Raw genomic sequence first — 13,813 nt, forward strand, 5'->3', positions numbered from 1 at the left:
AGATGGGCACTGTAAGCGCCTCTTATTATAATAATTCCTGGGCCGTTGAACTGAAGTGCCCTCAATGCGGAGCCCCGGTTACCCTGGAAGAGGCCGACCGGATCCTTTTATGCGCTTTTTGCCGGGTCCGGCTGCTCATCCTTTATCCTGGCCATCCCTGCTATTATTTGGAACCCTATCAGGACCGAAAACTAGATCAGGGGTTAATCTATGTCCCTTACTGGCGATTTAGAGGGATTACCTATACCTGTTCTCAACCAAACCAGGAAAACCGGTTTATTGATACGACCTTCCTGGCGACCGAAATCCCTTTTTTACCGGTCTCTTTGGGGCTCCAGGCCAGGGCCTTCAAGTTGCGGCTCCTTTCCTCCCAAAAGAAGGGGCGATTTCTTCAGCCCCATCTACCTGTTAAGGAATTTTTAACCCGGATTACCGAAGAAAGGATTTCTCCCCCGGAATCGGAAGAGGTGCCGGCCCTTCATCGGCAAGTTTTTGTCGGCGAGACCGTCAGCCTGGTCTATGCCCCTATTTTATTAAGAGAAGGGAGGGTCTTTGACGGACTCGGAGACCGTATCCTGGGTAAGGCCAGGGAAGCCGATTTCGAGCCATTTCCTGTCCATGTTCAGGAAGAGTCCTGGCAGGTCCAATTTATTCCCATCCTTTGTCCCTATTGCGGGGCGGACCTGCAAGGAGAGAAGGATACCCAGGTCCTGTTGTGCCGGAATTGTGACCGGGTCTGGGAATATTCAAAGGAGGGATTAAAAAAGCTGGATGCCGGGATCATAGATGCTTTAGGGGGGCAGCCCCCTTATTTTATCCCCTTTTGGAGGATCCGGGCCAGGGTCAGCGGAAGGTCCCCCCGGGGAATAACCAAACTGGCCCGGCTGGTTGTCCCTCCGGAAGAAAAGGGGGCCAACGGAGAAAAGGAAGAATTATTTTTCTGGTTGCCGGCCTTTAAAATTTCCCCTTCCCTTTTCTTAAACCTGTCCAAAGCGGTCAGCTTTCGCCGGCCTCTAAAGGTTCAGTTCCTGGAAAAGGTGCCCAAAGGCAATTATTATCCGGTCACCCTTTCCTGGGATCAGGTCAGGGAAGGGTTGGAGGCTGTTTGGGCCGACCTTTCCAAAGACCATCTTTCCCTTAATCTTCCCGAAATAAAAATCGAGCCCCTGGATCATCTCCTGGTTTTTATCCCTTTTCATCTCCAGGGCGGCGAATTGGTCCAGGAGGAAATGTCGGTCGGAATCAACCGGAAGGCCCTCCATTTCGGGAGATTCCTGTAAGGATTTCTTGCACCCGGCCCACCAGGCCGTTTGTCAGGCGCACCTTGATTCCATGAGGATGATGAGGAGATTTCGTTAGAATGTCCTGAACGATTCCTTCGGTCAGTTTCCCGGATCGTTGATCCTGTTTCTGGACGACCTGCACCCGGCCCCCCGGTTTAATATCGGCCCTATTTTTTCCATTCATTAGAGGTTCTTTCAAAAGTCTAAATTTTCCCAAAGGCTCTTTTTTGAGGAGTTTAAATATTGCCGGAAGAAAAGTCAAGGTCGATCATCCGCTGGCCTACCACTCACATTTTATACTTCGGCAAGAGTTTGGGGTTGAGGCCCTTGCCAAGGATAAAAGGTAAAAGGAATTGAGTAGATGATCCTTGGCCGTTATGCTACTATAGAATCCGTCAGAGTAAAGGATTTTTTGCAAGACCGGCAAGTTATCTATCCTTAAATTTTTGTAGAGGATTCACCTGAATTATCCAAAAAACAATTTCTGCCGACCCAAAGGAGGATGAAATGAGCCCCAAAAATGCGATACTTTCGGTGATGTTCGTTCTTTGCATCTTGACGCTGGTTGGCTGTGCCGCCGGTCCGAACTCCGCTCTCCATACGGCTGCCGCCAATGGAACTATCGCCGGGTTCTGGCTTGGCCTGTGGCATGGGATAATCTCGCCGATCACATTCATCCTCTCGCTCTTCTCGAACAGTGTGAACTTCTACGAAGTGCATAACAACGGCGGGTGGTACAACTTCGGTTTCGTGCTCGGTGCAGGCATTCTTTTCGGCGGCAGTGGAAAGGCCTTCTAATCAGAATTAATTTTTCAGTAAAATAATTATGAGAACCCTCGGGGGGGAAAATGATGAATTTAAACGGCAGGGTGGCTATGGTGACCGGAGGTGGAAGGGGAATCGGCCGGGGGATCTCACTGGCGATGGCGAAGGCAGGGGCCGACATCGCTGTTGTTTACCGAAAGGATGAAAAAGCTGCCGAAGAAACGATAAGGGAGATCCAATCACTTTCACGAAAAGCCGCGGCCTTTCGAGCCGACGTAACGGATTATGGTAGCGTAAAAGAGGCCGTTAACCTGGCTATCGGTCTCTTTGGAAAGATCGATATTCTGGTCAACAACGCCGGTATCGCTTCACGGGGCAATGCCGTTTACGATACGGACGCCCAGGAGATGGAAAGGGTCATCAGGACCCATGTTTTCGGGTCTTTTTATTTTACGCAAGCCGTGTTGCCGAGTATGCGTCAACAACCCCGAGGCGATATCTTATTCATTTCTTCCATTGCCGCGGAAGTGATGATGCCTAACGGGTCTCCCTACAATATGGCCAAGACGGCCATGGAAGCCCTGGCCCTGACTCTAGCCAAGGAAGAAGTGGTCCATGGAATTCATGTGAATGTTATTCGGCCGGGGCTTGTGGAAACCGACATGGGGGCTCGTCTGGCGAAGGCGACAGCAGGAGTCAAGGACATCAAAGAGCTTTATGCCCATTCACCCTTTAGGCGGGTTGGCCAGCCCTATGACATCGGGAATGCCGCCGCCTTCCTGGCTTCCGATAAAGCGGCCTATATCACGGGAGCGATTATTAAAGTCAGTGGAGGGGCGTAAGAAGCCGATCTCAAGAAAATTGGATTTCGGCTTTTGCCAGAATGGCTCCAATGCTTTGAAATAAGACAATAAGTTCTTAAGTTAACGGCATTAGGCCGGACCAACCGAACGTATTGAATTCTCTAAAGTTTCCTCGGTAAAGCCAGGTTGGCCTGTTTTAACAGCGGCCACCGCATCGAGGACCACTTCGTTAATGTTACCGAAAGGGTCCCTTTATTTTTGAATTAACCCCCTATATATTGCCGTTTGATGCAGAAATGGCTTTTCCATCTTGCCGGGGCCCGGAAACCCACAATATATTCTTCGTCCGGGTGTCCGACCGGGAACTCATGGGTTGCATCGGTATCACTCCAGATGCCCTTTTGCTTACGGATTTCCCTCTGCTCAACCAGCCAGTCTCTATAGCTCTCAAATACGATGTGTCCACCCGGACCATCCAGACGTGCCGCCCTGATGCGGCCATTTAATTCTATCCACAGGGCCCTGTCCTTTTCCGAAATCTTCAGGGGTTTCACATCTAATTCGTAGCCGAGTTTCTTATGCGTTTGTCCGGCCACGGCGGCGTAGATCTGTTGATCCCGGAGGCTGAGCAGATCCTTATAGATGCCGACATATTTATCGGAGACCGGAAGACCCAGCGGCGCATGATCCCTCTGGCTTCCCCGTTTTCGGGCCATGGGGGTCTTATAAAATGCCAGCATATTAGGAGAATAGGACTCTCCCAGGAAATCACAAATAGTCTTGAGGATTTTTACAGGTGCCCGGACCAGTTCTTCATAACGTATGTCCAGCCAGGTCGAAGAGTCATATTTGCGGCGGAAGGGTTTTACAAAAGTATTGGCCAGGTTCCAGGTTTGGGCCGCGTCGTACAGGTTCCCCGCGCCGAAGGCCGACTCCAGGCTGGTGGCGCAGGCATCCCGGCCGTCCCGAACGATAAAAATAAACTGGGCATTAGGAAAATTCTCCAGTATCTGAGGAACAAAGAAGAGATTATTGGGGGTCTTTTGTCCCCATCGGGGTTTGTTTCCAAACTCTTTAGCATAGCGAAGATGCATGGCGGTGTAAAGGCCTGCGAAACTGCGTTCAGGGGACAGGGAAATAATTTCGTCCACTGCGGTTGTCGGGTTCAACCCCATTCCCCACAGGGGCTGATTCAGGCCGAAAAGCATCTCCGCAGCCATTGTCCGGAAATTGCGGTCAAGAGAAAGGGCGCCGTAAGTATGGCGCCAGGGATAAATGCGGGGGAAAAGCCATCCCACTTCAGGGATGGCCAGGCGTGGATGGCAGCCCAGCATAGCCATTAATAAAGTGGTGCCCGATCGTTCGTATCCTATGATAAAAACTGGTTTTTCTTTTAACTCGATGGTCATAAACCCTCCTCCTGGAGCGGTCAGCCCTCAGCTTTTAGCTATCAGCAAAATCCATTACCATTAATGGGTTAACTGAAGGCTGAAAGCTTCACTCGGAACTCTTTGATTTCCGTATGGTTTAATTATACACCATCTTAAAATTTATAGGTATCGTCTAAACGATAAATGGGAGATCCGTTACATTTAAATTTAGTTGACATATTTTTAATTTTATATATAAAATTCAAACAAATGGGAGCCTCCAACAAACATACCCACTGGCATCTGAATAAAGATGATTTTTTTTGGGAACTCGCTTCTGAAAAGGAAGAATTCGTCGCTTTATCGATAAAACGGAACCTTAAAAAGAATCAATCCATTTTTTTAGAGGAAGATCCCGGAGATTCTGCTTTTTATCTGGAGAATGGCGCAGTCAAAATCTTCCGTATCAGTTCCTGTGGGAAAGAATCCATCGTTTTTATTCGGCATCCGGGTGAGATGTTCGGATTGGCCGAAGCCATCTGCAATAAGAACAGGGCCTGCAACGCCCAGGCAATGACCCATTGCACCCTTTATGAGATTAAACGGAAAGAGCTTGAAATACTTCTTTCCCGTCACTTTCCCCTTGCCAAAAGGGTGATGGAGATCATGGGTAAACGACTCAGGTATCTCGGTGAACAGGTTGAAAATCTTATGGTCTGCGATGTGACCACCCGATTGTTAAAACTCTTGATTTACCTCAGTTACTCCAGTGCATTTGATTCCGATGTCCTCAATGATCCCATAACCGTTCCGACGCACCTGACCCAGGAGAAGATTGCCGAGATGATCGGTTCCTGTCAACAGACCGTGAGTGAAACCTTGAAGCAACTGGAACAGGATGGAATTATAAACATATCCAGAAAAAAAATTACCCTGCTCAAACCTGCCGAGATCATGGCCCGCCTTTATCTTTAAATAAAGTTTCAAGTCTATAAAACCTCGAAGCGGCTACAGCAATAAGCTATGGGCGACATAACCTATAAATTTGTTTCTTTACTTATAGCCTCTGGCCCATTGCCCATAGCCCTCTTTTGATCTATTTTCATCCTTTGTGGCGCCCCTGCCCCATCCCCCTTCACCAAGGGGCCTGTAAAAACTTGACAGATAACCCGCCCGTCAGCCATTTATCGGCTATCCGATAGAATTTTTATTTCCCTTTAGGCAGAATCGCCGTTAGAAACAAAAAATTGGGACATTTTGTCATTCCGGACTCCATCCCGGAGGGCGAAAGCCGGAATCCAGTGTTTTTTGATAAGTTTGCCCGGCCTGGATTCCCGCCTGCGCGGGAATGACGACTTCCAAATAACTTAGCTTTTTGAAAAACAATTTTCACCGCAGAGCTGCAAAGGGCGCAAAGAGGGAATAAATTTTCCTTTCTGTTGAGAGGACAGAAAGGAAAAAGCTTTCGCAACCCTCCGGGGTGTAGGCCCCTACGGGCCGGAAACCCTTCTGCCGGCTTCCAAACGGAAGCCTTTGTTTAAGGTCGACGAAGTCGACCGCGTAATTATTTGGTCGGAGGCCAGGGATGTTTTGTTCAATCCCGCCTCTCACGGGATTGAACAAAGATGTTTCTCTCTGCGTTCTTCGCGCCTTTGCGGTGAAAAAGGGTCTCTTTTCAAACAACTAAAGTGTTACAATTTTTAGAATAAGCCAAGTAAGAATCAGTTGCATAAACAGAAAAAAACGAAGGAGGAGAAAAAAATGAAAAGAATTTTGATGCTTTTTTTATCGGTTCTGTTACTTATCACCCCTGTAATCGGATCGGCGGCAGAAATCAAGTTCGGGTTGCTTCCGAGGCTTCCGGAAAAACAACTACTTGAAATGTTTACCCCTTTAGCCCAGTACCTTGAAAAGGAAACAGCTATGAAGGTTAATTTAATCATCCCCAAGGATTTTGAGACCTATACCAAACAAGCCATAGCGGGCGATTTTGATATCGGATTCACCAATCCCAATATTTATATCGTGGTCAAAAAAGAGGTGCCCCAGGTGGAACCGCTGGCCTTGGCCTCTGAGCCCGGGGTGGGTACCAAATTGAAAGGGGTCTTCTTCGTTGTTAAGGAGAGTCCTATCAAGACGATAAAAGAGCTTAAAGGAAAGAAGGTCAGTTTTGTTGATCCGGGCTCGGCGGCCGGCTATGTGGCCCAGATGCTCGCACTCCAGAAGGCCGGTATCCGGAAGGAGGAACTATCCATAAGCTTTGCCGGGAAACCGCCAAAGGTCGGTGAGGCCGTCCGGGATGGAAAAGTTGACGCCGGCGGAATGCCGGAATCGGTCTTTAAGAAACTCCCCTTCGAATTCATGCTGAAGGAGATAGGAAAGACGATTGACCTTCCCAACTGGCCGGTCCATACCACCAAGAAGACCGACAAAAAGGTAGCCTCAAAAATAAAAGACGCCTTCCTGAAACTGAAACCAAATTCGACCCAGGCAGAAAATGCGCTGAACAAAGCCAACCTGGAGGGGTTTGTTGCTACCAGTGATAAGGACTTTGACCCCATGAGGGAAGCGGCCAAGGCCGCCGGTACTTTTTGATCGGATAAATTAACGGGTAAAAAGGAGGATTAGATGGAAAAAAAGCATCCGAAACAAGAGACCTATCTGGAAGAGAAGATGAAGGCCATTGAAGAGGCAGAAGAAAAAGAAGTTGCCCAGCCTAAAAAAGCCATCATCGGCCTGATTATCGCCTTTGCGATTCTCTTCATAATTCATTTCAGCCCAACCCTTCCGGGCCTAAGGCCCACTTCCCAGTCAGTGCTGGCCGTTTTCCTCTGGTTTATCACGATTATGGTAACGGACGCCCTGCCAAAGGCCATCGTGGGGTTTGCCTCGCCCATGCTGGTAGTCTTGTTTGCCGGGATCAAACCGGGTGTGGCCTTCAAGGCCTTTTCCACCGATATATTTTTTCTGGCCGGCGGAGCCTTTGTCATTGCCGGGATTATGATGGGAACACCTCTCGGGAAAAGGATCGCCCTGAAAATAGTCACGATGATGAAATCAAGCCGGGTGACAAAAATCCAGACTGGCCTTGGACTGGCAGACGTAGCGGTCGGCTCTGTTTTGCCTACGGTCTCTGAAACGGCCCTTTTCTTGCCGGTTACCAAGGCCATCGGAACCTTAATGAATGGCAAAGAACATTTGCCGGAAGTTAAAAGGATCAACACCGCCTTGCTGCTCCAGACTCCGGGCTTGACCCCCCTTTTTACCGGGGTGCTTATCCTGACCAGCCATTTCCCGAATATCATCCTGGCCGGTCAACTTCAGGCTGAAGGGATTTATATTTCCTGGGTCAAGTGGTTCTGGCTTAATCTGCCTCTCTGGGGGCTCCTCCCTATCATGTTTTGGTACGTTTTTACCTATTTCAAGCTGTGGAAACTCGAAATACCGGGCGCCGAAAAAGAGATACCGAAACTGAAGAAAGAATTAGGCAAGATCAGTTTTGGAGAGATCTGGGCGGTTATCTGTATCCTGATCGGGCTGGCCCTCTGGATAACAGAAGAGTGGCATCAAATAAAATCAGGCATGGTCGCCTTGATAACGGCGACTCTGTTATTTATGCCCTGGGGAAAGATCAAATTTGCAGAAGTGAATAAACATATCATGTGGGACACCTGGGTTTTGCTTGGAGGGGCCATTTCTCTCGGCACCATTCTTTATGATGTAGGAACGGTAACCTGGCTGGCCAATATTATCGTAGAGCCCGTAAGGGATCTCGGTTTGCCCACCTTTCTGATGATGTTTGTCCTGGCCGGTGCGCTGCACATTGCCAGGGCCGGGATAGTCAGCGCCGTGGCCATGGGTGCCGCCTTTATTCCCTTATTGATCGGAATGGCTAAGACCCTTAACCTCGGGGTATTGCCCTTCTCTTTGGTTTTGACCAACTGCCTGAGTTATGCCTTTTTTCTGCCCATATCCATCACCGCCTTTCTCATTGCCTGGGGCGCTTCAGGGGCATCCGGGTGGACGATAATCCGGTTCGGGGCCATCCTTTCCATAATAGCCAATGTCTATGTTCTGGTTGTCCAGACAGCCTGGCTGGCCTTGATCGGATATCCTTTGTAATTTTTCAGCTTCCCTTTATTCCCTCCTGCCAAGGGAGGAGAACCTTGACACCCTCTCCCATCGTGGGAGAGGGTGCGGGTCGGGTGGGTGCAGTTCTATGATGAAGGATTGCCGGGTCTTTCATTGGAGGACATTTTGTTAGGCGGAATTACATGGAAAAACGTTGGTACCTTGATAACCTCGATTTTATCAAAGAATTAACGGAAGACCAGAGAACCTTTTTTTATAAAAACGCTTATAAGAAAAGTTATCCCAAAAATACGGTTATCTTTTCCCCTGGGGACACAGGTAATCTTATCTATTACGTGGAAAGCGGCCGGGTTAAAATTTATAATTTGTCCCCGGGAGGCCGGGAAATTATTTATTGGTTCTGCAACCCCAAGGACCTGTTCGGTCTGGCGGAACTTTGTGGGGGCGAGATGAGGGCTGTCTTCGCTGAAGCCGTTGAAGATACCCAGACACTGGCCATCAATAAAATGAATTTCGTAGAACTCATCAGTAAAAACCCTGAAATTTCCCTGTTGATCATGAGATTATACGGCAGCCGAATCCGTCAGGCCCATGAAACCATCAGGGACCTGGTGGCCTGCGACGTCTCCTCCCGTTTAGCCCAATTGCTCATCAAACTCGGCCAGATCAGCGGTGAACCGACGGAAGGCCGGATCCTGCTGAAGGACAAATTAACCCACCAGGAAATGGCGAATATGATCGGGGCAACCAGGACAACGGTAACGGAGATCATCAATCAATTTAAAAGGGAAGGATTTGTTAAATACGAGGCCGGTAAGATCACCATTCTGAACCTGGAAAAGCTTACCGAACTCATCGATTCATCCGGTTTTATTTTTTAAAAAAATTAAAAATGTCGTCCAGTCAACATCTTTTATCTTCTTTTACTGATAAATATAGAAAAAATACTGACCAACTTTTTTCAGCAAGGAGGGAATAAATGGCAGAGAAAACTTTTAAAAGCCTGGAAGAGATCCCCACCGAGGTAATCGAAACCGATTTACTGGTTGTGGGGGGAGGTAATGCCGGCTGCTTTGCAGCTATTGAGGCCAAAAAACTTAACCCTGATCTGCGCGTCACCATTATGGAAAAGGCCCATATCAGCAGGAGCGGCGCTACCGCAGCCGGGATGGATGCCATTAATACGTATATCCCCGAGGGAAAGACCCCGGAGGATTTGGTGCGCTGGAGCCGTTCCCAGGTGGGCGGTGGACCCATTCGGGAAGACCTGGCCTTAAGCAATGCCCAGAACCTCAATGAAGCCGTGGAGGATCTGGAAAAGTGGGGTCTGCCCATCATCCGGGATGAAGAGGGCAAGCCCCAATATCGCGGAGGCTGGGATATTTCCATCCACGGCGAACAACTCAAACCCATCATGGCCGAAAAGGCCATGGAGATGGGAGCGGAAGTCTACAATCGTGTGGTGGCCACCAACTTGCTGATGGACGGTGATAGATGCGTCGGGGCCATGGGTTTTGGGGTCAAAGACGGCAAGTTTTACGTCTTTCGGGCCAAGGCCACGGTGGTTTCAACCGGTGGGGCCTGCGGCCTGTATAAATCGTACACCAGTGATGCCACCAGCGCCCACCACCAAACCTGGATGTGTCCATTTAATGTCGGTTCGGGATATGCCGTGGGGATTCGCCAGGGCGCGGAAATGACTTCCCTGGAGCAGAGATGGGTAGCCACCCGGACCAAAGATCACTGCGGACCGGTGGATACGATTTCGGTAGGGTACAAATCCAATATCATCAACGCCAAAGGCGAACGCATTTTGCAGAAACACTATGCCCACCTGGGCGGGGATAAGGCCCCGCGATATATTCGTGCCAATGCCCCCATGGAAGAATGGCTGGCCGGAAGAGGGCCTACCTATGCCGATACCACCCACTTGTCACCGGAGGATGTTAGAGACCTCAAGATAGATTATCTCAATGAGCGCCCCTCCTTCGTCCTCTTTTTAGCCAGCCGGGGGCAGGATATCTCCAAGGATCCCATTGAAATCTACGGAAGCGATCCCTATGTAGTGGGCGGGCATACCCAAAGCGGCTACTGGGTGGATATTAAAAGGATGACGACGATTCCCGGTCTGTTCGGGGCCGGCGAAACAGCAGGAGGCACCCCTAACAAGTTTGTGGGGGGGTGCGCCGCAGAAGGAAAGCTGGCGGCCCGGGGTGCGGTAGAATACCTGAGTACCCTTTCCCTGCCTGAATTGGATGGACAGCAGGTGGAACAGGAGAAAGAGCGGGTATTTGCACCTTTACTGCGAGGACCTGAGTTTGACGGGGTCTCCCCTCTGGAAATGGAAGAACGGATGCAACGACTGATGGATGAGTATGCCGGGGGCACCTCCCAGTTTTACCGGACCAATGAAGAAAGGCTGGATTTCGCCCTAAAGCATCTGAAAATGTTGCACGATCAGGTTGAATACCTCTATGCCAAAAACCTTCATGACCTGATGAATGCCCATGAGGTCATCGACCGTCTGGATGTGGCTGAAGTGCTGGTCCATCATCTGAAATTCCGCAAGGAAACCCGCTGGAAGGGTTGGCAGACCCGGTCGGATTATCCCGAGATGGACCCGAAATTCGACTGTTTCGTGGAGAGTCGCCGGAATCAGGAAACCGGTGAAATTGAAACGTTTACCAGGCCCTATGAACAAATTGTTCCGGGGGATCGTTATCAACCCTAAGACTAACCAAGTGTTCAAAGGAGGAAAAAATATGCCACCGAAAATTAATAAGGAAAAATGTGACGGCTGCAAGGCCGAGGAAGAGACCTTATGCGAACAAATCTGTCCGGGTGATCTGATGGCCCTGGGGGAAAACATGAAGGCCTATTGCCGCCAACCGCGCGATTGCTGGGACTGCATGTCCTGTACCAAGGTCTGCCCTGTGGGGGCCATTGAGACCCGGATTCCCTACCAGTTGGGATACCACAAGGCCCAACTGATCCCCATGATGGGCACCGACAATATTACCTGGACCTGTATCGATATCCATGGAAACGTAGAACGATTTCGCTATAAAAACAGGGTGGAACCGGAATAATGGATAAAGTCGTACCGAAAATCGGAATATTCATCCGGGATCAAGGCGGCCGACTGGCCCAGGCCATCGACCTGGCGGCATTGGTCCAAAAGATCGGCAAGGCCAAAAATGTGGGTCGTTGTGAGGTCATAGAGGATCTGTGGGCCCCGGCCTTCCTGGATTCTTTAAAAAATGGGCTGGGGGAAAAACAGGTGGATCGCATCCTGTGGGTGGGACGTTTCACCCCCTATCAAATGAAAAGCCTCAAAGACGAACTGGCTTCAGCCGGGCTGAATCCTTGCCTTCATGGCTGGTGCGACCTGGAAGAACAGGGGGTCTGTTTAATGGAAACAGATCCGAAAATCCGGGCCGCCAAGGCCTTGATCCTGGTCCAGATGGCCCTGGCCCGGGTCCGCCTGCTGGAATCGTTGGAACCTCTGGAACTTCCGGCTTCGGAAGCCATTCTGATTATCGGAGCCGGAGTGGCCGGTCTTCAGGCCGCTGAATCTCTGGCCGGGCTTGGCAAGCAGGTCATTCTGGTAGAAAAGGAAAGCGGGGTAGGCGGAAAGGTGGCCCTGCTTTCCCGTTTCTATCCCCGGATCTGCGACCCCCGCTGTGGATTGGAATTTATCCTTCAAAGGCTTGGCGACGCAGGTCGCCTGCAACTGATCACGCTGGCCGAGGTAGCCGCCATCGAGGGGGGCCCGGGAAATTTCATCGCCACCGTTCAAAAACAACCCCGTTTTGTTTTGGAGAAACGCTGCAACGGCTGCGGAAAATGTCAGACGGTTTGCCCGGTGGAGGTCCAAGAACCTTTTCCTTTGATGCCGGATGCGACACCCCACCTACCGGGTTTCGAAGCTTCCCGGCAAAAAACCCGGAAGGCCATTCACCCGGCTTCCCCCATGGCCTTTCCGGCCGCTTTCGTCATTGAACGGCAGCACTGTCCCCCGGAGTGCCGGGAATGCGAAAAGGCCTGTCCGGCCGGGGCTGTCGAATTGGATCAATCAGCGTCAGAGGAACAGCTCCGGGTGGGGGCCGTGCTCATTACCACCGGCTGGGACCCCTATCCCCTGTCCAACGTGGAAGAATATGGCTACGGCCGTCTAACCAACGTCATCAGCAACCTGGAAATGGAACAACTCCTTTCCCCGGACAACCGCCCCCCTACCCCTCTGGCAAAATTTCCTTTAAACAGTCTAAAAGAAGTGGGGTTCATCCAGTGTGCCGGAAGCCGGGACGAAAGACACTTAAATTATTGTTCTTCGGTTTGCTGCTCGGTTACCTTAAAGCAAATCTTTTATTTTAAAGAATTGGTCCCGGAGGCCAAGTGTTATGTCTTCTACCAACATATTCGTACCCCGGGCTTCGAAGAGGATCTTTATCGCAAGGTCCGGGAATCAGGAGATGTCACCTTTGTCCGTGACCGGCCGGCCCGGGTGGAAGCCGACCAAAATTCAGGGAAGTTGAATATAACCGTCCTGGACCCCCTGCTTGATAAAAAGATTGCAATCAACCTGGACCTGCTTGTTTTGGCCGGGGGGATGTGCCCTTCCAAAGGCTCGCAGAAAATGGCTCAGACCTTCAACCTTCCTCAAAATCAATATCACTTTTTTGAATCCCATCGACAATGCCATCCCGAGGAAAGCCAAAGGACCGGCATTTATACCGGAGGAAGCTGCCGGGAGCCGATGAATGTAGCCCAATCCATCGAATCCAGTCAGCGGTCGGCCCTGGAGGCCCTGAAATTTATGGGCGGTACGGTCCTGATCGAACCTTATTATCCGGTGGTCAATAAAACCAAGTGCGATCAGTGCAAACGCTGCATGGAAGAATGTCCCTTTGGAAGTTTCGTCTTTGATGAAAAAAATTTCCCTTCTCCGGATCTGGCCAAATGTCGGCAGTGCGGGAATTGCATGGGTATCTGCCCTCTGGCCGTCATATCCTTACGTAACAACACCATCAAACAGATGGCGGTCCAGATCGAGGCGATCAATGCTTCCTTTATGGGCAAGGGCGAGCCGGTCATTCTGGCCCTCTTGTGCGAAAATGATGCCTATAAGGCCGCCCAATCGGCCGTAAACCAGGGTTTGCCGGTCCCGCCCAATGTCATCTTCATTAAAGTGTCTTGCGCCGGTTCCATAAACAATGCCTTAATCGCCGACGCCCTTTCTTCGGGGATTGACGGGGTATTGATCGGCGGTTGTAAAGACGACCAGTGTCATTATGTCAAAGGGAACCAACTGGTCCAGAAACGCAGTGGGGATTTGAGCGATAAATTAAAAACCATGATGATCGAACCCGAACGGGTCCGTTTCGTGGGTCTCGAAATAAGAGATTCGCAACACTATGTGGATGTGCTTGATGCCTATATCCAGGACCTAAAAAAGATGGGGCCGAATCCGTTTAAGATTTAAAATAAGTTGCAAGAT

Annotated in this window: 12 protein-coding genes; 10 read left to right on the plus strand and 2 right to left on the minus strand. The window is 50.1% G+C overall.

Going from position 1 to position 13,813, the window contains the following annotated elements; all coding sequences use genetic code 11:
- Nucleotides 1-1,280, plus strand: a 1,280-nt coding sequence (locus HY879_12595; protein MBI5604181.1) for a hypothetical protein, incomplete at its 5' end; no start/stop codon positions are given.
- Here HY879_12595 and HY879_12600 read toward each other — a convergent pair.
- Nucleotides 1,243-1,467 (minus strand): YwbE family protein, encoded by a 225-nt coding sequence (locus HY879_12600; protein ID MBI5604182.1) that lies wholly within the window; start codon nucleotides 1,465-1,467, stop codon nucleotides 1,243-1,245. The two genes, HY879_12595 and HY879_12600, sit on opposite strands and share 38 nt — an antisense overlap.
- A gap of 353 nt (nucleotides 1,468-1,820) precedes the next feature.
- Between HY879_12600 and HY879_12605 the strand changes: the two genes are divergently transcribed.
- Together HY879_12605 and HY879_12610 are read left to right on the plus strand one after the other, a co-directional pair.
- The gene (locus HY879_12605) at nucleotides 1,821-2,081 is read left to right on the plus strand and encodes a hypothetical protein (GenBank protein ID MBI5604183.1); all 261 of its coding nucleotides are present in this window, start codon (nucleotides 1,821-1,823) and stop codon (nucleotides 2,079-2,081) included.
- Between the two features lie 50 nt (nucleotides 2,082-2,131).
- Nucleotides 2,132-2,890: a glucose 1-dehydrogenase gene (locus HY879_12610; GenBank protein MBI5604184.1), complete on the plus strand. Its 759-nt coding sequence runs from the start codon at nucleotides 2,132-2,134 to the stop codon at nucleotides 2,888-2,890.
- 224 nt (nucleotides 2,891-3,114) lie between these two features.
- Here the strand turns inward: HY879_12610 and HY879_12615 are convergent, their stop codons facing one another.
- Nucleotides 3,115-4,260: a sulfotransferase gene (locus HY879_12615; GenBank protein MBI5604185.1), complete on the minus strand. Its 1,146-nt coding sequence runs from the start codon at nucleotides 4,258-4,260 to the stop codon at nucleotides 3,115-3,117.
- A 231-nt stretch (nucleotides 4,261-4,491) separates the two neighbouring features.
- On the opposite strand from HY879_12615, the gene HY879_12620 reads away from it, so the two are divergent.
- The 7 genes from HY879_12620 to HY879_12650 all read left to right on the plus strand — a co-directional run bounded on the left by HY879_12620 (nucleotide 4,492) and on the right by HY879_12650 (nucleotide 13,798).
- The gene (locus HY879_12620) at nucleotides 4,492-5,196 is read left to right on the plus strand and encodes a Crp/Fnr family transcriptional regulator (GenBank protein ID MBI5604186.1); all 705 of its coding nucleotides are present in this window, start codon (nucleotides 4,492-4,494) and stop codon (nucleotides 5,194-5,196) included.
- Between the two features lie 786 nt (nucleotides 5,197-5,982).
- A complete protein-coding gene (locus HY879_12625) occupies nucleotides 5,983-6,816 on the plus strand; it encodes a phosphate/phosphite/phosphonate ABC transporter substrate-binding protein (GenBank protein MBI5604187.1) in 834 nt (277 codons plus the stop codon).
- A gap of 33 nt (nucleotides 6,817-6,849) precedes the next feature.
- Nucleotides 6,850-8,343, plus strand: coding sequence for an anion permease (locus HY879_12630; GenBank protein ID MBI5604188.1), 1,494 nt, complete (start codon nucleotides 6,850-6,852; stop codon nucleotides 8,341-8,343).
- 152 nt (nucleotides 8,344-8,495) lie between these two features.
- The gene (locus HY879_12635) at nucleotides 8,496-9,194 is read left to right on the plus strand and encodes a Crp/Fnr family transcriptional regulator (protein ID MBI5604189.1); all 699 of its coding nucleotides are present in this window, start codon (nucleotides 8,496-8,498) and stop codon (nucleotides 9,192-9,194) included.
- A gap of 98 nt (nucleotides 9,195-9,292) precedes the next feature.
- Nucleotides 9,293-11,044 (plus strand): adenylyl-sulfate reductase subunit alpha, encoded by a 1,752-nt coding sequence (locus HY879_12640; protein MBI5604190.1) that lies wholly within the window; start codon nucleotides 9,293-9,295, stop codon nucleotides 11,042-11,044.
- A 31-nt stretch (nucleotides 11,045-11,075) separates the two neighbouring features.
- Nucleotides 11,076-11,402 carry a 4Fe-4S binding protein gene (locus HY879_12645; GenBank protein MBI5604191.1) on the plus strand — a complete coding sequence of 109 codons (327 nt, stop codon included), beginning with the start codon at nucleotides 11,076-11,078 and terminating at the stop codon, nucleotides 11,400-11,402.
- Nucleotides 11,402-13,798: a hydrogenase iron-sulfur subunit gene (locus HY879_12650; GenBank protein ID MBI5604192.1), complete on the plus strand. Its 2,397-nt coding sequence runs from the start codon at nucleotides 11,402-11,404 to the stop codon at nucleotides 13,796-13,798. The genes HY879_12645 and HY879_12650 overlap by 1 nt, the downstream gene beginning before the upstream one ends.
- Nucleotides 13,799-13,813 lie beyond the last annotated feature (15 nt).

This window comes from Deltaproteobacteria bacterium (genome assembly GCA_016219225.1).
Taxonomy (GTDB): domain Bacteria; phylum Desulfobacterota; class RBG-13-43-22; order RBG-13-43-22; family RBG-13-43-22; genus RBG-13-43-22.